This is a genomic window from Syntrophotalea sp., from assembly GCF_050253115.1.
Lineage (GTDB): Bacteria > Desulfobacterota > Desulfuromonadia > Desulfuromonadales > Syntrophotaleaceae > Syntrophotalea > Syntrophotalea acetylenica.
Window position 1 is genome coordinate 1 of the sequence record NZ_JBFWJQ010000038.1, and the last position, 21,602, is coordinate 21,602.

22 protein-coding genes and 2 tRNA genes are annotated in these 21,602 nt (G+C 55.5%); 13 read left to right on the forward strand and 11 right to left on the reverse strand.

All coding sequences use genetic code 11. The features are described from left to right. Positions 1 to 807: 807 nt before the first annotated feature. The 5 genes from AB7E65_RS05895 to AB7E65_RS05915 are packed head-to-tail and all read left to right on the forward strand — an operon-like array spanning position 808 to position 6,040. Positions 808 to 2,217 (forward strand): alginate export family protein, encoded by a 1,410-nt coding sequence (locus AB7E65_RS05895; protein ID WP_428745452.1) that lies wholly within the window; start codon positions 808 to 810, stop codon positions 2,215 to 2,217. Further along, entirely contained in the window at positions 2,218 to 3,210 is a 993-nt protein-coding gene (gene modA / locus AB7E65_RS05900) for a molybdate ABC transporter substrate-binding protein (protein ID WP_083558763.1), read from the forward strand. A 14-nt stretch (positions 3,211 to 3,224) separates the two neighbouring features. Next, complete coding sequence (locus AB7E65_RS05905; protein ID WP_072287388.1) at positions 3,225 to 4,031, forward strand: ABC transporter permease; 807 nt, start codon at positions 3,225 to 3,227, stop codon at positions 4,029 to 4,031. Then, the gene (locus AB7E65_RS05910) at positions 4,021 to 4,989 is read left to right on the forward strand and encodes a molybdate ABC transporter permease subunit (RefSeq protein WP_072502010.1); all 969 of its coding nucleotides are present in this window, start codon (positions 4,021 to 4,023) and stop codon (positions 4,987 to 4,989) included. The genes AB7E65_RS05905 and AB7E65_RS05910 overlap by 11 nt, the downstream gene beginning before the upstream one ends. Positions 4,990 to 5,005: 16 nt before the next feature. Next, positions 5,006 to 6,040 (forward strand): ABC transporter ATP-binding protein, encoded by a 1,035-nt coding sequence (locus AB7E65_RS05915; RefSeq protein WP_072287386.1) that lies wholly within the window; start codon positions 5,006 to 5,008, stop codon positions 6,038 to 6,040. Positions 6,041 to 6,132: 92 nt separating this feature from the next. Here AB7E65_RS05915 and AB7E65_RS05920 read toward each other — a convergent pair whose 3' ends face one another. From AB7E65_RS05920 to nadB, 3 genes are all read right to left on the reverse strand, one after another. Continuing rightward, positions 6,133 to 6,339: a hypothetical protein gene (locus tag AB7E65_RS05920; protein ID WP_072287385.1), complete on the reverse strand. Its 207-nt coding sequence runs from the start codon at positions 6,337 to 6,339 to the stop codon at positions 6,133 to 6,135. Between the two features lie 3 nt (positions 6,340 to 6,342). Next, complete coding sequence (gene pheA, locus AB7E65_RS05925; RefSeq protein WP_072287384.1) at positions 6,343 to 6,615, reverse strand: chorismate mutase; 273 nt, start codon at positions 6,613 to 6,615, stop codon at positions 6,343 to 6,345. A 114-nt stretch (positions 6,616 to 6,729) separates the two neighbouring features. Next, positions 6,730 to 8,328: an L-aspartate oxidase gene (nadB, locus tag AB7E65_RS05930; RefSeq protein ID WP_072287383.1), complete on the reverse strand. Its 1,599-nt coding sequence runs from the start codon at positions 8,326 to 8,328 to the stop codon at positions 6,730 to 6,732. A 246-nt stretch (positions 8,329 to 8,574) separates the two neighbouring features. On the opposite strand from nadB, the gene AB7E65_RS05935 reads away from it, so the two are divergent. From AB7E65_RS05935 to AB7E65_RS05965, 7 genes are all read left to right on the forward strand, one after another. Further along, positions 8,575 to 9,153: a lytic transglycosylase domain-containing protein gene (locus AB7E65_RS05935; protein ID WP_072287382.1), complete on the forward strand. Its 579-nt coding sequence runs from the start codon at positions 8,575 to 8,577 to the stop codon at positions 9,151 to 9,153. A 254-nt stretch (positions 9,154 to 9,407) separates the two neighbouring features. Beyond that, positions 9,408 to 9,482: transfer RNA gene (locus AB7E65_RS05940), tRNA-Gly, on the forward strand. A gap of 83 nt (positions 9,483 to 9,565) precedes the next feature. Then, a tRNA-Gly gene (locus AB7E65_RS05945) sits at positions 9,566 to 9,640 on the forward strand. 292 nt (positions 9,641 to 9,932) lie between these two features. Further along, entirely contained in the window at positions 9,933 to 11,231 is a 1,299-nt protein-coding gene (locus AB7E65_RS05950) for a phenylacetate--CoA ligase family protein (protein ID WP_072287381.1), read from the forward strand. Positions 11,232 to 11,240: 9 nt separating this feature from the next. Continuing rightward, on the forward strand, positions 11,241 to 11,675 hold the full coding sequence (locus AB7E65_RS05955) for an ACT domain-containing protein (RefSeq protein ID WP_083558759.1): 435 nt from the start codon (positions 11,241 to 11,243) through the stop codon (positions 11,673 to 11,675). 58 nt (positions 11,676 to 11,733) lie between these two features. Next, positions 11,734 to 12,891, forward strand: coding sequence for a glycoside hydrolase family 3 protein (locus AB7E65_RS05960; RefSeq protein WP_072287380.1), 1,158 nt, complete (start codon positions 11,734 to 11,736; stop codon positions 12,889 to 12,891). 2 nt (positions 12,892 to 12,893) lie between these two features. Continuing rightward, the gene (locus tag AB7E65_RS05965) at positions 12,894 to 13,781 is read left to right on the forward strand and encodes a DUF2520 domain-containing protein (protein ID WP_320360993.1); all 888 of its coding nucleotides are present in this window, start codon (positions 12,894 to 12,896) and stop codon (positions 13,779 to 13,781) included. Between the two features lie 72 nt (positions 13,782 to 13,853). Here the strand turns inward: AB7E65_RS05965 and AB7E65_RS05970 are convergent, their stop codons facing one another. The 6 genes from AB7E65_RS05970 to AB7E65_RS05995 form a co-directional block, all read right to left on the reverse strand. After that, positions 13,854 to 14,369 carry a ferritin-like domain-containing protein gene (locus tag AB7E65_RS05970; RefSeq protein ID WP_072287379.1) on the reverse strand — a complete coding sequence of 172 codons (516 nt, stop codon included), beginning with the start codon at positions 14,367 to 14,369 and terminating at the stop codon, positions 13,854 to 13,856. Between the two features lie 57 nt (positions 14,370 to 14,426). Then, positions 14,427 to 14,927: a hypothetical protein gene (locus tag AB7E65_RS05975; protein ID WP_072287378.1), complete on the reverse strand. Its 501-nt coding sequence runs from the start codon at positions 14,925 to 14,927 to the stop codon at positions 14,427 to 14,429. Positions 14,928 to 14,941: 14 nt separating this feature from the next. Then, positions 14,942 to 17,341, reverse strand: coding sequence for an AsmA family protein (locus tag AB7E65_RS05980; RefSeq protein ID WP_072287377.1), 2,400 nt, complete (start codon positions 17,339 to 17,341; stop codon positions 14,942 to 14,944). After that, positions 17,338 to 17,835, reverse strand: coding sequence for an EVE domain-containing protein (locus AB7E65_RS05985; protein ID WP_072287376.1), 498 nt, complete (start codon positions 17,833 to 17,835; stop codon positions 17,338 to 17,340). The genes AB7E65_RS05980 and AB7E65_RS05985 overlap by 4 nt, the downstream gene beginning before the upstream one ends. Before the next feature lie 28 nt (positions 17,836 to 17,863). Next, a complete protein-coding gene (locus tag AB7E65_RS05990; protein ID WP_072287375.1) occupies positions 17,864 to 19,285 on the reverse strand; it encodes a phosphoglucomutase/phosphomannomutase family protein in 1,422 nt (473 codons plus the stop codon). Between the two features lie 203 nt (positions 19,286 to 19,488). Further along, the gene (locus AB7E65_RS05995) at positions 19,489 to 19,767 is read right to left on the reverse strand and encodes a hypothetical protein (protein ID WP_320360990.1); all 279 of its coding nucleotides are present in this window, start codon (positions 19,765 to 19,767) and stop codon (positions 19,489 to 19,491) included. 172 nt (positions 19,768 to 19,939) lie between these two features. On the opposite strand from AB7E65_RS05995, the gene AB7E65_RS06000 reads away from it, so the two are divergent. Continuing rightward, entirely contained in the window at positions 19,940 to 20,230 is a 291-nt protein-coding gene (locus AB7E65_RS06000; protein WP_072287373.1) for a PxxKW family cysteine-rich protein, read from the forward strand. A 52-nt stretch (positions 20,231 to 20,282) separates the two neighbouring features. Here the strand turns inward: AB7E65_RS06000 and AB7E65_RS06005 are convergent, their stop codons facing one another. Both AB7E65_RS06005 and hfq read right to left on the reverse strand, forming a co-directional pair. After that, complete coding sequence (locus AB7E65_RS06005; protein ID WP_320360989.1) at positions 20,283 to 21,116, reverse strand: tetratricopeptide repeat protein; 834 nt, start codon at positions 21,114 to 21,116, stop codon at positions 20,283 to 20,285. Between the two features lie 242 nt (positions 21,117 to 21,358). Next, positions 21,359 to 21,592, reverse strand: a complete 234-nt coding sequence (gene hfq, locus AB7E65_RS06010) for an RNA chaperone Hfq (RefSeq protein WP_072287371.1) — start codon at positions 21,590 to 21,592, stop codon at positions 21,359 to 21,361. Positions 21,593 to 21,602: the final 10 nt, after the last annotated feature.

Consider the following 21,602-nt stretch of genomic DNA (forward strand, 5'->3'; position numbering starts at 1 on the left):
TCGTGGAAGCGGCCGGCTTGCAATTGCGCTCCATTTTCACCAAAAGCCAGATCGTGGCCGACTGACTTTTTGCCATAGATTTTCCTACTCCTGAAGAAACAAAAAAGGGAGCCTGACAGGCTCCCTTTTTTGTTTCTTCATTGTAAACTCCCTACTCCACGGTCTTGTTGCTCTTGCGCTCAACAATTTTTAAAAAAATCGGAAATTTCATTGACAATAGTTTTCGATTTCGTTATGTATCGTAGTACATATCTATTTTATTCAGATAGATGTTAGTTTTATCTATATTGCAATGTAACTACCAGGATTTACCCTACAAGCCCAATACAGCATTTCTTGTTGCTTCGATTTTGCATTCTTGCGGAAATCCGCATGAAATTATCGTGCTTTCAGGATTGGAAACACGAAATTTTGCGTCCTGCCAAAAATCAGGCAGACGTCAAAAAACTGCTTTGATGCCGTATCGAAAAAAGTGATTCGTTAAATAAATCATCAGGTTTTCGTTGAATATTGAGCGGCCACCCGGAAACGGCCCTTATCCGCCGTGGGGCCCTCAATCCGCGGGCTTGCTTGCGACTCAGGCTGTTTCTCCGGAGGCTGTCCACTTTGCTATCCTGCGCGCGATACACGTGTACCGATTTACGCCTCCGCGCAACCCCTTAATTTTTTTGCCACCACGGAAAATTGTGCGTTTTGCGTATGCAAACCACTCGGTATCCATCCGGAGTTTCCGGGTGCACACTATCTTATCTATGTCTATTTTAAATTTTGGCCGATCTGATCCTGGAGGAAATTTTAATCCAAAACATGGAGGGAAAAATGTCAAAAGGAAAACTTCGTTTTTCAAAAATCTGCTTATTGGCTTTTGTCTTTAACTTCATCATACCCGCAGTTCTCACGTCGCGTAATTTTTGCGTACAGGCCCAGGAAGCCTCCAAACCAAAGCTTACTTTCAGCACTCATGTCAGGGCAAGATACGAATTCCAGAATAGTTTTAACCAGAAATTTTATGGAGACAATCCCGGAGCGGGCAAAGCCAATGACGGTTTTTTGCTGGGAAGGCTGAGAATGGGGCTGGATTGGTATCCTACAAAAAACATCCATGTCGCTCTTTGGGGACAACATGCGGAGGTCTGGGATTATGCCCTATCGGATAATGATTTTTACAACAAGACGTTTGAAAGGATCAACCATCCGCAGAAAGACCGCCTGGAGCTTTACGAGACCTACATCGATGTCAAGGATATCCTGGATTCCGGCCTTGGATTCAAGGCGGGGCGGCAGAAAATTGCCTATGGCGACAACCGGGTTTTTGGCCCTGGCGAATGGGGCAACTCCGGCAGATGGATCTGGGATGCCGCCAAATTGTCCTGGGTCTTCAACCGGGGCTTCGTGGATGTCTTCTACGGCCAGACCATGCTGCATGAAGTCAACAGCTTCAGCCTCAATCATCGGCATGGTTATGAGAGCCTGGCAGTGTATGGCCACTTCGAACTATTGGAAAAGCCGCTTAAACTTGTCTTTGAACCAATGGCATTCACCAAAAAGGACGATCACCCGAATTACGCCGGCGAGGTCGACAAAACGGCAGACAATCTCGATTCGTGGTATGTCGGCGCACACTTGAAAGCCTCGATGAAAGGATGGGATCTGGAGGGAACCTACCTCAAGGAGGAAGGGGATTTTGCCAAAGATGACATTGATGCCTACGGTTATCACGCCATGCTTGCCTACACCTTCCCCACCGCCTGGAAACCCCGCCTGGGCATTTCTTACAGCTATGCCTCGGGGGACAGCAACCCCAAGGACGGTAAAAATGAAACCTTCCATGAAGCTTTCGGAGCCAAGGATAAAATGTACGGGCGCATGAATCTTTTTTCCTGGAGCAACCTGGAAGACCTCGAAGCCAGCCTTACCGTCAAACCGCGCAACTGGCTGACAATCAAAGGGGAAGTGCATCAATTCAGTCTGGCGGATCGCCATGACGGCTGGTCCCTCAACAAAAAGCTGTACCGTGATCCAACAGGCGCCAGTGGCAGTGACGTGGGCAAGGAAATCGACATCCTCGCGACTTTAACTTATTTCAAAAACCACACGCTCATGGCGGGCTTCGGGCATTTCTGGCCTGACGAATTCGCTGAAAACGTTGCATCGCACAAACAGGCGACCTGGGCTTTTTTGCAGTGGGAGTACAAGTTTAAAAGCGTCATCTTTTAAATGCGTTTCAACAACACGGCATCTTGCCGGAAAGGATCAGCAATGAAACGAAATATTTACTGTCTTTTATTTTGTGCCCTTTTATTTACCCCGCTCCACGCCATGGGCGGCAATCAAAAAGAACTTCTGTTTCACGCCGGAGTTGGCCAGAGATCTTCGCTCAATGAAATCAAGCAGGAGTGGGAAAAGAAACACCCCGACCAGAAGGTCAACTTTTCCTACAAAGGTTCAGGCTATTTTATCGCTGACATTACACGTTCCCGCCAGGGCGATTTGTTTATGCCCGGGGAAGAGTTCTATCTGCTGCAGGCAGAGGAGCGAGGATTTGTCGAAAATTACAACCCGAAGACGGACATACCGGCCTACTTTGTAACCGTCATCATCACGCCCAAGGGCAACCCTGCCAATATCACCAAAATTGAGGATTTCGCGCGACCGGGTGTTCGGGTGGGATTGGGTAATCCTAAATCGTGCGCCGTAGGTATCTGGCACGAAAAGACTTTTAAAAAAGCCGGTATCTGGAAAGAAGTGCAAAAAAACGCCGTGCTCAGTGCCAAATGTATTCCGGAACTTGGCAACGCGGCGCAGCATCGGGCCATCGACGCCACCATCGTGTGGTCAACAACCGCCGTGCTGTACCTGCGGGATGTGGAAATCATCCCCATCGAGCAAAAATACCGGGGTGTGATCCGCCTGCCTGTTGCCACCCTGAAATTTGCGCGATACAAACACGAAGCGGAGCAGCTCAAAAACTTCATTCTCTCCGATGAGGCCCGTCACATATTTCACAAACATGCCTATTCCGTAGACCCGAATATTGCCGTAGATAAACAGGGTTTCTGCCTGGACAACACAACGGACCAGGACATGAAGCACCTGGTCAATGCCGCCACGGCGGTCAAGGACGAACGGTATCCGGTCAATGCAAAAACCGTTGGAGACCTCATTGGCGAAGTCAAACGCCAGCGCAAAACTGTTCGCTCGGGTTCCTAGGAGGGTCGCCTGCCATGCCAAAAGTATCTGTCATCCGTGGACGATGGTGGCCGGCGCTCACGATTTCCATTACGCTTGTGGCGATAACGTTTTATCTTCTTCTGATCGCCAGCAACTGGATCTATCTGGGATGGAACGACACCATTCATTTCTTTACCCAGGCCAGAATGTGGCAGCGATTCTGGCTGACGGTCTGGACCTCGACGGTTTCGACCTCTGTTGCCCTGTTGATCGGCATCCCGGCCGGCTATGCCTTGTCGAGGTTCTCCTTTCCCTGCCGCAATATTTTTGCGAGCGTTATCGATCTGCCGATAGTCGTTTCGCCGGCCGTCATCGGGGCTTTTCTGTTTGGCATCACCACCAGGTTCCCCTTTGACATGATCAGCGAACATTACAACATCTACATCGGTCGTAATGTCTACGGTGTGCTGCTGGTGCAGTTTACGGTTACCTGCGCTTTCTGCACCAGGCTTATGAAGGCCAGCTTCGACATGATCCCGACCAAGTTCGAATCCGTATCCCGCTCGCTGGGAGCTTCCAACTTCCGTACCTTTTTCAAGGTCGTGATGCCCATGGCAAAAAACGGCATCCTTGCAAGCATGATTGTGGTTTGGGCCCGAGCCGCCGCGGAATGGGAAGGTCTCATGCTTTTTGTGGGCGCGTCGGAGGGAGAGACCGACATTATGCCCTTCGCCATCTACCTGGACTGGAACGGCGGCATGATGGGATGGGTAACATCCATGACCATAGTCTGCATCCTGATGGCGATAACCGCCATGTCCGCCATGAGGCTCATAGGAGGAAAAAGCAGTGTCTGGTGAACCGCAGTCCGCCACAACAACCGACAGCCTCGCGCGGCCTCAAAAAGCGGAGTCCCGTGATCGGCTGATTTTCAAGACATTTTTTTATAGCTTTGCCGGTTTTCTGTTTCTTTTTTCGGCGTATCTGTTTCTGACCAACGTTGATCAATTGTTTGTCACGGAAGCGGCTGTTCAAACCCGGAATCTGACCTCGTGGGGAGAGGATCGCGAGATCCTCAACATGTTTGCGGGGGGGTTCTGGAAAGACCCGTATTTCTGGAAATCGCTGAATCTCACACTGATGATCACCGTAATCACCACCATACTGTCCACCCTGATAGGCATTCCCACCGCTTACGCGCTGAGCCGCTACAAAATTCGGGGAAAAGTCATCATCGATGTGCTGTTTTCCTCGATGCTCGTCATTCCGGCTTCTTCCGTGGGCTTGTGCCTCATCGTCATGTTCAACTACGGACCGTTCTGGGATCTTCAGCAAAAACTGGGGTTTCGTTTTGCCCACAGCATATTCCCGGGCATGATCATCGCGAGTTTCATCTTGTCTTTTGCATTGGGGCTGAGTGCGTGGAAAGCCACCTTCGACAGCATCAATCCCCGCTTCGAACAGGTGGCCAGATCCCTGGGCAGCAGCCGATGGCGAGCTTTCCGGACGGTTACCCTGCCACTGGCCAAAAGTGGTCTGGTGGCCGGCATCATTCTGGCGTGGACCAGAGCGATGGCCGAATTCGGCGCAGTGCTGTTTTTCTGCGGTACCTTCCGGGAATTGCCCCCTGCACGATTCAGTGATCTGGAGCAGGCGTTGCACATCGACCAGGCCGACTGGCTTTCCGTGGCCATCTGGGCCCAGATCGAATATGGCAACGTAGAATACGGCTTTGCCCTGGCCTTTATTCTGGTCATCATCGGCGGCCTTTCCGTTTATGCCATGCATCGCATCGGCGCCAAAGGCTACATCTGGTAAGGAGACAAATTTTCTTATGATAGAAATTCGGAATTTAAGCGGCAATCTGGGAGGATTCTGTCTTAAAGACATCAATCTGACCATAAATGATGGCGAATACATGGTTCTTCTGGGGCCGACCGGAGCAGGAAAAACCGTGCTGATTGAATATCTGGTCGGCATGTACCGGCAAACCGAAGGCAGCATTCTGGTGGATGGCGAAGACATTACACCCCTGTACACGGAGGAACGCAATATCGCGTATGTACCACAGGACTATGCCTTGTTTCCAAACCTGACAGTTGAAAAAAACATCGCTTACGGGCTTGAGGCAAAAGGACTGCCGCAACATGAAATAGTCCAGATCCGCGATGAGATCATCTCATCGCTCGGGATAGAATATATCCGTCAGCGGATGCCGCTGAATCTCAGTGGGGGTGAAAAACAGCGCGTGGCCCTGGGGCGGGCATTGGCCACACAACCAAGCGTGGTGCTGCTGGATGAACCGCTCTCGGCGCTGGACGAAAACCTCAGAGCCACAATGAGCAAGGAACTGCAGGCCCTGCAAAGAAAAACCAACGCTACCTTTGTCCACGTTTGCCACAATTTCGAGGAAGCGGCCTCGGTCGCCGACCGCATCGCAATCATGAACAATGGGCACTTGATTCAGGTGGATACACTGGAGAATTTAAAAACCAGGCCCCTTAACGAGTTCATTGTGCGCTTTCTGAAAACGCAGAATATTTTCCCGGGCGTGTCGGATGGCCTTTCGATAGGGATCAATGAGGTTTCGCTTAAAAAGCCCAGTCCGTTCCAGGGGAATGTCAAAATTGCGATTCGTCCGGAACATGTTTACCTGGGGCCGCCCAACGATGGTGAAAAAGAGAATTCCTTTGCGGGGCGCATTGCGCAGGTATCGTACAAACCGCATCTGGTGGAATACGGCGTGGATATCGGCATGCCGCTGATCGCATTTCATATCGGCAGGGAAAAATACCGTGTTGGCGATCTTGTTACCGTGCACATCCCTCAGGAACACATCATTCTGGTGGAATTGGAATCATCCTGTTGATCAGCGAACAGGGTATTCAAACAGAATTCTTTATCGGTTCATAAAACGCCGCCATATGGAACGGGGCCGATTTCCGGCCCCGTTCCATGCTTTTACTCTTGCGGAATTTTAAAAACCGCCAGCACACCAGGCAGAGCCTTGAGGGCGTCTATATCAAGCCGGGCCGTATCGCCGATCACGCCGATGATCACCCGGTTGGCTCCGGTCGACTGGTGAAAATCGTAGTCACGCCGTACCAGATATTCCTTGAGTTCACTGAGATCATGCTCCGTAGCGGTTGATTTCATCACCACCAGCATCGTTTACTCTCCCTTCGTCCGGATACGCTCCAACCGCCTGGTCTCATCGATGACACGCTCGAACAACCGGACAATGGCACCATCGTCGAGCGGACCGGGATTGGTCGCCTTCATACGCTCAAAAATCATCTGTTCCCTTTTGGGGTCATAGACCGCCCGCCCTTCGGCTTTTTTGAGCTCGCCGATGGCGAGGGCCAGCCCCGCCCGGCAATTGAATATTTTGAGAAGTTCGTCATCGAGAGCGTCAATCCGCTGCCTGATTTCATCGATTGTCAAAACCGGCTCCCAGCATTTCGTTCGAGTTTACACAATGGATGCTGCCATGCTCCACAACCTCGTTTCCCATATGAAAACCACGCTGTAGCCCTCCGGAGTTGCGGAGGATACAGCCTATAGTTTCTTCCGTATCAGGGTGTCCTTTTTCCAGTTGACATCATCCCTGTCCGGGTAATCGAGGTTGTAGTGCAGGCCGCGGCTTTCCCGCCGCAATCGCGCGCAGCGCACGATCAACTCGGCAACCGTGGCGATGTTGCGCAGTTCAATAAGGTCGGAGGTTGGATAGAAATCCCAATAATATTCGGTGATTTCATCCTTGATCATCTGAATGCGGCGCAATGCGCGCTTGAGACGCTTGTTGGTGCGCACGATACCGACATAATTCCACATACTGCGCCGGATCTCATCCCAGTTATGGGCGACCACCACCTCCTCGTCGCTGTCGGTGGCTTTGCCGTAATCCCAGGGTTTCACAGCCGGGGCCTCCTCCCGCTTTTCCTTGATCCGCGCCAGGGCACGTTGCGCCACGAGTTCGGCAAACACCACGCCTTCCAGCAAGCTGTTGCTCGCCAGGCGATTCGCCCCATGCAATCCTGTACAGGCCACTTCGCCAATGGCGAACAGGTTGACAAGGTCTGACTCTCCCCACTGATCGACCTTGACTCCGCCACAGATATAGTGGGCCGCCGGTACCACCGGAATCGGTTCGACGGTCATGTCGATGCCGTAACTCAGACAGGTTTCGTAGATATGCGGGAAACGGTTGCGGATGTAATCCGGATCGCGGTGAGTTATATCGAGAAATACGCTCGAATCCCCGTGGATCTTCATCTCGTTATCGATGGCGCGGGCCGTAATGTCGCGTGGCGCAAGGTCGCGCAATTCATGATACTGGCTCATGAACGCCGTACCGTCGCGACGTCGCAGGATTGCGCCCTCCCCGCGAACCGATTCGGAAATCAGAAAGGATTTGGCCTTGGGATGAAAAAGCGTGGTGGGATGAAACTGCATGAACTCCATGTTCGCGATGGTGGCCCCGGCTCTGTAGGCCATGGCGATGCCGTCGCCGGTGGCGACATCGGGGTTGCAGGTATAAAGGTAAACCTTGCCTGCCCCCCCGGTGGCAAGTACCGTCACCCGCGCCCCGAAGGTATGCACCCTGCCGCCGTTGATGTCGAGGACATGCGCCCCCAGACAGCGGTTGGGCTGCCGCGCACGATACCCGGCCTTGGCGTCGGTGATCAGATCGATAGCGATATGGTGCTCGTAAATGGTGATATTCGGATGCGCGTGCGCCGCTTCGACCAGCGCCCGTTCGATCTCCTGCCCGGTCATGTCCTTGGCGTGCAGGATGCGGCGGCGACTGTGTCCGCCCTCGCGGGTCAGATCGTAGGTGTCATCATCCTTTTTACTGAAACGGACCCCCCAGTGGATAAGATCGGCAATGGCCTGGGGCCCCCGCTGCACAACCAGCCTGACAATATCTTCATGGGACAGGTAGGCACCCGCCACCATCGTATCGCGCACATGGGCGGCAAAGGAATCTTCCGAGGAAAGCACCGAGGCGATGCCGCCCTGAGCGAGATTGGTCGCGGTTTCGGAAATCTCCCGCTTGGTCACAACCGCCACCTGGCCGAACTCGGCGACCTTCAGAGCATAGGACAGACCGGCTATCCCGCTGCCAATAACAAGAAAATCCGTGGTAATATTCACTGCAATGCCTCACTTCCAGAGAGAGCAACTCCGAAGGAAAATCGACCCCTGCCCGGTGGATGCTCCGAAGATGGTTGGCCCAAGACCCGCAATAACACGCAATAACAATGAAACAGCCGATAATTCACAAACTGGCGTCATTATCGGAACCGACCCCCGTATTGTCAAGGTTTTTGCATAAGCAAATGGCTTGAAATACTCGCTGTTTCAGGTTATATTCTGACAGTTTTTCGAAAAGTGGTGACGATGACACGTTTATGGCTGGTTTCAATATTGATGCATGCGGGGCTTCTTTGCCTCGTCACGCCTGCCGTGCAGGCCGATATCTACCGCTACGTCGACAGCAACGGCGTCATGCATTTCACCAACACGCCGACAACCTCCGAATACTCTTTTTATCTCAAGGAATCACCCCCCGCAGGTGTAAAAAAAGGTGCGTTTAACGGCTCTTTCGATGAGATCATCGAAAGGCACGCTAGTGCCAACCGGCTGGAAAAGGCCTTGGTAAAGGCCGTCATCAAGGCGGAAAGCAACTACAATCCCAAGGCCATATCCAATAAGGGCGCCCAGGGAATGATGCAACTGATCCCCGAAACGGCGCGCGAAATGCGTGTTGCCGACCCCTTCGATCCCGAAGACAATATTCGTGGCGGCACCCGCTATCTGCGGAAGCTTCTCGACCTGTTCAACGGCAATCTGGATCTGGCACTGGCGGCCTACAATGCCGGCCCGGGAGCAGTTCGACAGCACGGCGGCATCCCCCCATATACTGAAACCCGGAACTACGTTCAGCGTGTGAAGGGGTTTATCGATGTCTACCGGTAGCACCAGACTCCTCCCTGAAAGGGGATACCCTGACCCGTCATTTGACCATCCGTAAAACCCCTCTTTTGTCACCATGCGCCTGTCGGTCCCAAAATTGGTTTTGTTTTTGTTCCCCGATTCCCCTGCCCCTGCCGCCAGATCGGTGCCGTTGCATGCCTTTCGGGGAAAACAAAAATCCCGGAATTTTTTGTTGACTTGGAAAATGCCATTTGCTATTAATAACCCCGCTCGCAGCACGGAGCATCGAGACAAACGCGGGAATAACTCAGTGGTAGAGTGCAACCTTGCCAAGGTTGAAGTCGCGGGTTCGAATCCCGTTTCCCGCTCCAGCGAACAAAGCCCCGAGCTGTTCGGTTCGGGGCTTTTCAATCCGATGCCAAGCACCGTGCCGCACGACATGCAACTTCGAGTTGCGGGAATAACTCAGTGGTAGAGTGCAACCTTGCCAAGGTTGAAGTCGCGGGTTCGAATCCCGTTTCCCGCTCCAGATGAAAGGCCCCGGACCAATCGGTCCGGGGCCTTTGTCTATTTGACCTGGACAAGGCCAGCTCCTGTCCGTCCGGGTCCCCGTTCCCATCGCCGACTACCGGTTTTTCCGGAAAAAGTCCCTTCCGGGGCGTTGGCGTCTGCGCTTTTCTACCATTTCAGGATAAAATCTGCTATCTTCAGTGCCTGGTCCGAAAGCCCAGCCAAACGGTTTCCGGATGATTCTTGATTCAAAAAACGGCGAGCGAGCACTGCACAGACGCCTATCGTATAATTGAAAGGAATGATCCGCCATGTACTGGAAACCCGAGATTGAAATCCTCCCCCGAGCGCAGTTGCATACTCTGCAGATCCAACGTCTGCAGGAAAGTCTTGCCAGAGCCGCGCAATCCCCCTATTACGGCACGCTGTTCCGTAAACAGGGCATCCGCCCCGAGTCCATACGGACCATCGATGACGTCCGGCGCCTGCCATTCACCACCAAGGACGATCTGCGCAGCAACTTTCCCTACGGATTTTTGACGGTTCCCAAGCAGGGGGCCGTACGTCTGCATTGTTCGAGTGGCACCACCGGCAATCCCACCGTGATTTTTCACGACAATCACGATCTCGCTTCGTGGGCGGACCTGGTGGCACGCTCCCTGTACTGCGCCGGCCTGCGGGACACCGATGTGTTCCAGAATATCTGCGGATACGGCCTGTTTACCGGAGGGCTAGGTTTTCAATACGGCGCGGAGCGCCTCGGCGCGCTGGTCATCCCCGCCGCCGCCGGCAACACCCGACGTCAGATCAAGCTTATGCAGGATTTCGGCACTACCGCCATCCACACCATCCCGAGCTATCTCTTCCGTCTGCACAGCGCCTTTGTGGAACTGGGCCTGGACCCGCAGCGCGACACCAGCCTGCGATTGTTCGTTATCGGTGCCGAACCGCACACCGAGGCCCAGAGACAGCGCATCGAGGCGCTGTTCGGCGTCAGGGCTTTCAATTCCTATGGTCTGTCCGAAATGAACGGCCCGGGAGTGGCTTTTGAATGCGAACACCAGAACGGACTGCACGTATGGGAGGATGCTTTTCTTACCGAAATCATCGACCCCGACACGCTGCAGCCAGTACCGGACGGAGAAGAAGGGGAACTGGTGTTCACGACCCTCGACCGGCATGCCATGCCGCTGATCCGATACCGGACCCGGGACCTGACACGTTTCATTCCCGGGGAATGCCCCTGCGGGCGCACCCACCGCAGGCTGGATCGCATTTCCGGACGCACCGACGATATGTTCATCATCAAGGGATGCAATGTGTTCCCCATGCAGATTGAAAAGGTTCTCATGCGTTTTGCCGAGGTCGGCACGGACTATGTCATCGAACTGGAAACCATCGACGGCAACGACGAGATCACGGTCAAAATCGAACTGCAGAAGGCCTGGTTCACCGGGGATATCGAGGCTCTGGAAAAACTCTCCCGCCGCATCGCCAACGAGGTCCGGGACGAGATCCTGGTTACTCCCGGTGTGCGGCTGGTGGAGCCGGGAAGCCTCCCCAAGAGCGAAGGCAAGGCGGTTCGGGTCATCGATTGTCGAAAATCCTAGGAGGACGCCATGATAGCGCATCAGGTTTCAATTTTTCTGGAAAACAAACCGGGCCGGCTGGAAAAGGTCACCGCGGTGCTCAAATCCGCCGGCATCAACATCCGCGCCATGACCCTGTCGACCAGCTCGGCCGGCTGGGGTATCCTGAATCTGCTGGTGGACCGCCCGGACAGGGCCTGCGAGAAGCTTTCCGGCGCCGGACATCCGGCCGTACTGCGGGAAATCGTGGTGGTCAGCATGGAGGATTCTCCCGGGGCGCTGCATGACATGCTGAGCATTCTGGCCCGCGCCGGACTCAATGTCCAGAATGCCTACGGTACCGTGCTTGGCGACAACAAAACCGCCATCCTGATCATCGATGTGGAGGACACCGAACACGTTCAGCAGATTTTCGATTCAGCAGGGGTGCGAACCTTGTCCGCGCAGCAGGTGTACGGGCTGTAGTCGCCGTCCCCGGCCGCGCTGATCGACCATCGGTGCCCTGCTTATCCACGGAGTTTTTATGTTCAGATCGATACCGGCGAAGTTCAGATACCCGGTCGGCATCCTCATCGGACTGATTCTGCTGATCCTTTCCGTGCAGGCTGTTCCCGCGATTAAAAAACTCGCCGGTCCGGCAGCCGGCGCCGAGCTTCCTCTGGGGCAATTGCTGATGGTCGGATTCGCCGGTTCCGTCCTCGACGAGAACCATCCGATCCTTGAGGATATCCGCAGCCGCCACCTCGGCGGCGTGATCCTTTTCAATTATGGGCCAAGCGCCGATCATCCGGCCGGCAACATCGTTTCTCCGGAGCAGTTACGCTCCCTTACCGCACAACTGCAAAAAGCCGCCGGCACAGTGCCTGTGCTGATCGCCATCGATCAGGAAGGCGGCCGCATCGTGCGACTGAAGGAGGAATTCGGTTTCCCGGCTACCGTGTCAGCGGCAAGTCTCGGCAAAATAAACGATCCCGCCCTCACCCGCAAGCGGTCGGACGCCATCGCCCTCAGCCTGCAACAGGTGGGGATCAATCTCAACCTCGGGCCGGTGGTGGATCTCAACAGCAACCCCGACAACCCTGTCATCGGCAAACTGGAACGGAGTTTCTCCGCTGATCCGGCTGTCGTTGTCATCCATGCCCGCGAATATATCCGTGCCCACCATCGGCGTGGCATTCTGTGCAGCCTGAAACATTTCCCCGGTCATGGCAGCTCAACCGGCGATTCCCATCAGGGTTTCGTCGATGTTACCGCCAGCTGGAGCGCAAAAGAGCTAGATCCCTTCCGCACCCTGATCGATGAAAACCTGGCCGATACCGTGCTGACAGCCCACGTGTTCAACGCCACACTCGATGCCGGGGCACCAGCCACCTTGTCGAAAAAAACCGTGGATGGGTTGTTGCGAAAACACCTCGGGTTTTCGGGAGTGGTTCTTAGCGACGACCTGACGATGGGCGCCATCGCCGACCACTACAGCCTTGAAGAAACGGTGGAAAAAGCCCTCAACGCCGGGGTTGACATGCTGCTGCTCGCCGACAACCATCCGGACACAACCCGCCGCATGCTCTCCATTCTGCACAAGCTGATCGATTCGGGCCGGGTTTCCCGGCAGCGCATTGAACAGTCCCTGCAACGCATTGCCGCCCTCAAAGAGCGATTGCAGGCCCGTCCGACGGAGTGAACATGCCGCCGATTACCCTCAACATCATCGGCTGCGGACGGCTCGGCAAAACCCTGGCCCGACTCTGGCACACCCATGGACTGATAAAAATCCAGGGTATCGTCAACCGCGGCTTACCCAGTGCGCTGCGTGCAACCGACTTTATCGGTGCCGGCCGCCCCTGCCGTCTGCAGGAACTGCCACCGGCCGACCTGACCATGATTGCAACGGGCGACGCCGTCATCGGCGACTGTGCCGTACAGCTTGCCGAAGCGGGCATCCTGCGTCCCGGCGATATCGTCTTTCATTGCAGTGGAGCCCTTGATGCGGACATTCTGTCCGTGGTGCGGCAAAACCACGCCCTGCTTGCCAGTTGCCATCCTGTCAAAAGCTTTGCCGATCCGGCGCATGCCGTCGCCAGCTTTGCAGGCACCTATTGCGGCATCGAGGGCGACCCCCAGGCTACCGAACGTCTGGCATCGCTGTTCGAAACGATTGGCGGCGTACCGCTGCCGCTGCGCCCGGGATGCAAGCCCTTGTATCATGCCTCCATGGTCATGGCCGCGAATTACCTCGTCACCTTGATGGCCTGCAGCCTGAGTTGCCTGGAACAATCGGGTCTGCCGTCGGCAACCGCACGCAAAGTGATGGAACCTCTAGTGCGCAGCACACTGGACAACACCTTTGCCCTCGGTCCTGCCGATGCCTTGACCGGGCCTATCGCACGGCGGGACGTTCAAACTGTCGAGCACCACCTCAGGGCCCTGCGCAGCTGGCAACCTGACCAGGAGGTGCTCTATCGACTGCTGGGTGAATTCACCCTGGATCTTGCCCGGAGCCGAACCTGCGCTCCCCCCTTGCAGGAAATGGCCATGGAACATCTGCTGAAAACCGGCAACCGCCTACCATAAAAGAGGGCATTGTCAGGATCACACCTTGTTTTTCGCCTCGCAACGGACCTGGCGCTGCCGCCGTTGCCCTGATCAAAGGTCAACATCTCTTCCGAATGCGTGAAATTCCTCCAGATTGCTGAATTCCGCCCAGGCCAGATATTCATTGGGCGCGTTGACGTAGCGATAGATGTTTTCAACGACGTTGAAATGCTTGCGTTCCTCCTCGGCGATGCGCAGCAGCAGATCCCTCACCCGTGCATCGTTCTCCCGCCGGGCGGCATCTTCGTAAAACCCGACACCATCCGCCTCGAGTTTCATGGCGTAGCGATAGCTTTCAAGATTGTCCTGCATCACGGACACATCGACGGGTTCACGCAACAGGCCGGCAAAAACATTTCTGGCTTCATCCAGCACCGAAGAGGCCTGAACGTCGAAAAAACTGCCGGACGCTTTCAGATCGTGAAAAATCCGGTAGTGCCTTCGCTCTTCTTCCGCCAGATTGGTAAAAATTTTCTTTATCCCGGCAACGGGACTTTTGCCCGCCAGTTTCCGATAAAATGCTTCTGCATCGACTTCCATCTGCATGGCGAAATCAAACACATTCATGGCCGTCTCCTTCCCTGAAAAGGTTTCTGCTTCCAGGCCCGGTTCGCCCCATGTTCCTCACCCGGCTTCCCTGCCAACGACAAGCCGCACCTGTCGTTCCCGCAATGCGCGCGCCTGCCGCTCTTTTGTTTGCGCGAGCCAGTCAAAAACTTCCCGGCCTTCCGCATGAGTCGATTCCCCCGCCGCCCGGGAAAAATAGGCAGCCAGGTAATCCTCGACCTCGATGGCGAGGGCCAGGGCCTGCTGGTCGCTGCTCAGGGTTCCCAACCGTTCCCTGACCGCGTTCGCGGCATGAAAAAGATCATCGGGCAGGCGTTGCAGATAGGGCAGAATCTCTTCTTCATCATCCCAGAAACCCTCGTCGGAAAATTCGCCAAGGCGTGCACGCAATGCGCGATACAACCGAATGGCTTCCTGGGCCATGCCGCTGAAAATTTCCCGCAACGGCTCGCTCCGGGTTTTGCGCGCCAACGTCGCGAAAAAACGATGCTCCCGCTGCGCAATTTCCATCCCCATGCGGATGGTTTCAAATCCGCTGAAATTCGCGGCCCCTCGCATTCATTTATTCCCTTCTATTTTCCGAAAAGCCCCTTCATCACCCCTTCGAGCAATTTTTCTTCCGTCCCGCTCTGGCCGTCTGGCGAGGCATCGTTTTCGTCCTGCGCCGCTGACGGTTCCGATGTTTGCCGTGAGGTGCCGTCATCCTTGAAAGGAAGCAGTTTTTCCTGCAGTTTCTTCTGCAGCTGTTCCCTCACCCCCTGCTGGATGCTGCCCCTGAGCGCCGCCGTATCCAGACCAAAACGCGGCGCCTTGATCGTTCCGGTCAGTCTGACGGGCAAGACCCCCCACCCCCGGGAATCGGTGAGAAATCGGCTGAATTTATCTTTTCCGGCCAGATGCGCCGCCAGTTCGGGAGCCAACCGCACCGGCAGACTGACATCGAGGGACCCGTCCATGCCAACGGAGCCGGCTGGCGCAAGCCTTGCCTGCTCGCCCGCAAGATCGCCGTCGACCTGAATGCGGCCGTTTTTTATCACCAAATGCCCCGCAACCTGTGAAAAGCGCAATACCCGCAACTGCTCCAGATCGAGAAACCCGGCCAATCCGGACACCAGACCGGCACCGGTAATTTTGCCGTTGACAATCTTCAGATCCGTCTGCCCGGCAAGATGTTGTTTGAGATCCGCCAGCCTCGTTCCCCGTCCCTGCAAGGTGGCATCCAGACTCATGGCTCCGAAGACCGTCCCGGCCATTCTGGGGGCCAGCACGGATAGCAGGGGATCGGCCTGAATGGCGCTGGTTTTGATGTGCGTCCGGTAAGCCAACCCCGGTTGGCTCAGGTCGATGCGGGCGGTATCGGAGAAACTCCCTTCCGCCGTCTTTCCGGCAAGTTGCTCCAGCGTGAAGATGTTATCCTTGAGACGATAGCGGGCAATAAGCTCCTCGATCAGCAAGCCGCGCCATTGCGCCTGCACAGCGTGCAGGGTACCGACTGCCTCGACGGGAAGGTTGAAAGGTCCTAAAGGTTTTTTCACGGTTCCGCCTGCGGATTTCGTGACCGGGGCAGTTTTTGACCTGTTGCCCGACAAGGCGTCGAGCCGCAGCCGATCGGCTCTGATCGCCGAATTGATGTGTATCGGCTTTCCAAACAGGTTTTCCCCTTTCAGATCCAGCAATGCGCGATCGCCGCCCAGTTGCAGTTCCATTTTTTCACCCTGCAGCCCGTCACCGGACAGAGTGAGGAGACCGCTGAGCTGGGGACGCAGCCCCCCTGCGCTGGCGCTGACGCCTTCCAGGCGGATCTCACCCGATTTAAGCAGGGCTTTGGGCTTGTCAAGAGCACCCTCCAGTTGCAGGCGCAGGTGGGCGATGCCTGAGGGGTTCAATGCCGGAAGTTTTCCCAGCAAAGCTGCTGGCAGCTTTTTGGAGAGACCGGCCAGATCGAGCCTGGTAGCCGCAACACGACCCCTGATAAAAGGTTTTTTTCCAAGCTGCTCGATACGACCCTGCAGGGTAACCGGCAGGCCTCCCAGCATCAGGTCGCCTCGTGCCAGCTCCGCCACGGCGGCTGCCCGGTCCAGCCGCATATCATAATCCAGGCTGATGTCGAGACCGGCAATGTCTTTGCCCTCGGGTTTCGAAGCGCTCAGATGCAATCCCTTCAGCGCAATCCGTCCGGCGCTTTGCAGCTGTTCAAGGGTACCCTCCACCGCCAGATCGCTGTCAATTTTCAAGGCCTTGATCCGCCCGGGTCGCTGCTTTACATAATAGGGTTCAAAATCCGGGAGACTCAGGTCCTGCATCCGAAGCCTGGCTCGCACCCGCCCGGCGCTGGGATCAGCCTCACCTTCCATTGCCAATCGTGCCTGGTTGAGGGCAAGTTCAGCTTCAAAGGGGAACCGACGGGTCAGGGAGATTCCGTCGGCACGGAGGTTGAAATCGGTTAAATTCAGGGTGAAGGCGCTGTCAGGGTCGGGACGATAATCGACGAATTGCACCTGCCCGTCGGACAACCGGATTTTGGAAATCAGCAGGCTGAAAGATCCGTTGGAACGTTGTTTGCGATCCCCTTCCGACTTTTGCCTGTCCAGCAGGTCGCTGAAATTGAACCGCCCGTCCGCGAACCGTACCACCCTCAGCGAAGGCTGTTCGAGAAGAATTTCGTCCACCACCACCCTGAACCGGAGCAGAGGCCAGAAGCGGTAGCGCAACATCGCCCTGCCGGCCTGCAGGAAAGGAACATCTCCCTGCTGATCGCGAATCGTAAGATCATGCAGCACGATGCCGGAAAAAAGACGGATGTCGATATCGCCGAGGGAGATTTCCCTGTCCAGGGCCTTTTCGGCCAAAGGCAGTACGGCGCTTCGCACCTGTTCCGAAGTAATCAGAAACCTGGCCGCCGCCAGCATGACAAGCAGCAGCGCCACAAGTCCCCCGAGAACCAGGCCGGCATAACGTATTGCTTTCTTCATAGATCCTCCAACAGTTCAGGGCGCCCACCCAGGACAAGCACATCGCGCCATTGGGCAGCGCTGACGGGTTGAACAGAGAGGCGGCTGCCCTTTTTCAGCACTTCCATGGCGGAGAGTGCCGGGTGGCGCCTGAGATCCTCGCGAGACAGGGCGTGCGGCAAATGCGCCACATATTGCACATCGACCATGAACCATATGGGTGACGCTTCGGTGGAACGCGGGTCGAAATGCTCCGATCGGGGATCCCTCGCCGTATGATCCGGATAGCCGGATCGCACCACGCGCGCCACACCCACAATGGCCGGTTCCGGTATGTTGCTGTGATAGAATAAAATTCCGTCGCCTGTCCGGATTTCATCCCGCAGGAGATTGCGGGCCTGATAATTGCGCACGCCATCCCAGGAAGAAATGCCTTGCGGACTGTTTTGGAGGTCACTGATGGAGAAACAGCCCGGCTCGGACTTCAGTAACCAGTAACGACGTGTTTGAGACATTCCTTCGCCCCTTTCTTCAGCCGTGCCGCTATGCCGCTATAAAGTTTCGGGCGGCTGCGACCAGATGTTCCAGATCCTTTTCGCTGCGCGCTTCACAGTAGAGGCGCACGACCGGTTCGGTTCCCGATTTGCGCAGTAAAATCCAGGCCTCGTTTTCCAGCATGAATTTCCAGCCATCAACGGTGACCACTTCGGTGACCCGCCAGCCACCGATGGAATCAGGCAAAATCGCCATTTTGTCGGCAAAGGTTTCCTCGACCGCGGCGGACAGGCGGATGTCCTTGCGCCGGGTATGAAAACTGCCGACGCGCTTGTAAAGATCCTGCAGTTGCATACTCAAGGACTTGCCGGTCACGGCCACCATCTCGGCGGCGAGCAGGCAGGCAAGAATACCGTCTTTCTCGGGAACATGGCCGGCGATGGTGAGGCCGGCGCTCTCCTCCCCTCCCAACAGAATCTGCCCGGAACGGATCAGTTCTCCGATATACTTGAAACCTACCGGCGTTTCATGAACCCGGTAGCCATGATAGGCGGCGACAGCGTCGATGAAATGCGATGTGGCCACCGATCTTGCCGCCGCGCCCCGCATACCTCGCACCTGAATCAGGTAATCGTAGAGCAGCGCAAGGAAATAATTGGGCTCGATGAAGGTGCCGTCACCATCGAGAATGCCGAAGCGGTCGGCGTCGCCGTCGGTGGCGAGGCCGATCGTGATGGAATCGTCGCCCTTGACCAGATCGATGAAATCCCCGATATAATTACGCGCCGGTTCCGGAGGAAAACCTCCGAAGTAAGGATCGCGACAGGCATTGATGCACACTACCCGCGCGCCGGCCTCCCGCAGCATCCGGTCGAGGTACCCTCGGGATGTGCCATACAGAGGGTTGACGGCAAACCCCATTCCGGAGCGGCCTATAGCCTGCAGATCCGCCAGTTTGGCAACCGCCTGCTGGTAAGCCGGCCGGGCATCGATTTCCTCGATCAGCCCCTCGCGAAAAGCATCCTCGATCGGCATGGCCCGATAACAGATTTCCCCCAGCATGGCATTGGCGCGACGCTCGATCTCCTCTGTAACTTCGGGCAGAGCCGGCCCGCCCGACGCGGGAGAAAACTTCATGCCGTTGTAATCCGCGGGGTTATGGCTTGCGGTAAAGTTGATCCCTCCTGCCGCCCGGCGGCGTATGATTTCAAAAGCAATGGCGGGCGTTGGCGTATCGCGGTTGCACAAACAGGAGGGAATGCCGTCGCCTGCCAGCACGCACGCCGTTTCACGAGCGAATTTCTCCCCAAGAAAGCGGCTGTCGTGACCGACGACCAGACCTCGTGTCTGCAACCCCCGGGAACGCAGATAGTCGGCAATGGCCTGGGTGACCACCCGGACATTATCGAGGGTAAAATCCTCACAAAAAACTCCTCGCCACCCGGACGTACCGAACCTTATCTTGTGCATGATATCCCTCCTGGTTGCGGGCGCAGCCGACTCCGGAACCGTACCCGGCAGATAATCCCTGGCATCGCTCTTCTCACTTTATTGTAACCTGAATCCTCGCAGGTGACACCATCAGGCCACCAATGCCCGGCGCGGCCCAACGCAAAGCCCGCCTATCCGGCCAGAACACAAAAACACAGCAGGTTTCGCGCAGGTGGGGGTCGTCAATCGCGCGGTTTGTCAAGCTTTGTTCCCGCTGAACGCAAAACATGAGCGATATACGGGCAATCGGCGGGCAGTAAACCTTGCCGGACCAGTTCCGGAGTCAGGGCAACACACCCCGGACGGACCATGCAACGCTGGGGATAGACACGGCAGAGGTGCGTCTTGAGATCCAGGTACAGGCAAGGCTCGTCCGTATAATATATTTCACCTTCGAACTCGATTTTTTCGTAGCAGCAGCGCCCACAGCGCTGGCAGATTTTTTCCCAGTCACGGTCCATATACAAAACTTTCCTTCCGCCCCGCGGCAGACAAGCCATGTGCATCAATGCACACACAGGCATGCCCCGAGGAATTAATCGTTGACAAATTTTACCAAGCTGTTAAATAATGGGCGTCTTTAAGACCGAAATTTTCCTTCGGAAAACGACATAAAGGAGGCATCTGGATCCCATGAAATGTGAAACTATCCAACCCGGTACCGAGTGTACCTTCTGGACCAAAAACGGCTGCATCTTCGAAGGCAATTCCTGCCAGCCCATCGTTGAGGAATGTCAGGGTTGCGAACGCATCGTCGACAGCTCCATTGGCCAGGTCTGTTCGGCCTGCCCTTCCCCCGCGCGGAAGTGGGCACAGGGTTTGTGCAACATCGCCACCCATAAAAAAGTGGAAATTGTCACCGCCAACCAGAAGATCAACCCCCTCAAAGCTTCCAAAAAGGCTTCCGGCGGCAAAAAGAAATAAGCTGCGGTTGTTGAATATGAAGCCAAAGGGCAGCCCGATCGGGCTGCCCTTTTTATTTTCGAGGTTTTTTGCCGGATTTTTGGGAAGTTTGCGCCAGTTCCTCCTCCAGTCCTTCTGCCAATGCAGCGACTTCCTTGCGCAGATTGCCGGACTGCGGGGCTTTTTCCAACTCAAGAAAACGGCGATAATGGCCAAGGGCCTGCCGCGTTTGATCCTGATCGAGCATCAGGTTGCCCAGGGCAAGATGCAGCTCCGGAATGTCTTCCTCTATTTCCAGAGCGCGGCGATACAGTTTTTCGGCACCGCCGCTATCCCCCAGATCGTATCGCAGATCCGCCAGGTTCAACAAAATGTGCGGATCGTCCGGATCTAGACGCAAAGCTTCCTCGAACAAAGGCAATGCTTTGTCCGGTTGCCCGAGAGAAACGTACAGTTCCCCCAATCCGGCTGCGGCAAAGGCAGAGGCCGGATCGGCCTGCCGCGCCTGTTTCATATATTGAAGTGCCCGCTCAAAGTCCTGCCGAGCAGCGTAAACCAGGCCGATCCTCGTCAATGCCTCGGCGGATTCATCCGAACGGGACAGCAGTTTTTCATACCACGCAAGCGCCTGTTGTTCCTGCCCCAGCTCAAAATACAGGTCTCCGAGTGCAAAAAGACCATCTGCATTCTCAGGATCCAGTGCAAGCGCCTCCTGGTAAGCTGCCATCGCGTCTTCGATCCGGCCTCCTTCGGCATAGGCTTCGCCAAGTCCGGCATACAGATCGGCAACGGGTCCGGCGACAGCAAGGGCTTGCCGGTACAAGCGGACGGCTTCCTGCCATTTTCCGCAGTCGAGCATCGCCGCAGCCTGCATGTCGATGAGCTTCCAGTCCTTATCGTATGTCATGAAGAATGGTCCACAAAAAAAACCCTGAACCGATATCGTTTGGCCCGATATCGGCGGTGCCGTTGTGCCCGGAAGGCCCATGCCGTCAAAGACAGCAGCCACCGTCCAGCCATCAGTACCTGATCGCGGCAGACAGGGCGTAATCATACCCTGGGCAGACGGGACAAAAAAGGCCCCGACTGAAAAAAATCACGATATTCAGCAGGAGCCCCTGGAGCGGATCGGCGCCTTTTCAATTACGATTAATCGCGACCACCGTGCAATCGGAACGATCCATCCGCCGAGGTAATCGAGGAAATCGCATGCTTGTACAGCAGCAGATCCCCCTTGCTTTCGATCAGCACACAAAAACTGTCAAAGGACTTGATAAAGCCGTCCAGTTTGTCACCGGACATCATGATAATGTTTACCCGCACACGCTCCTTGCGGGCCTGGTTCAGATACTGATCTTGAATGTTAAACGGCGTCTTGGACATAGCCACTCCT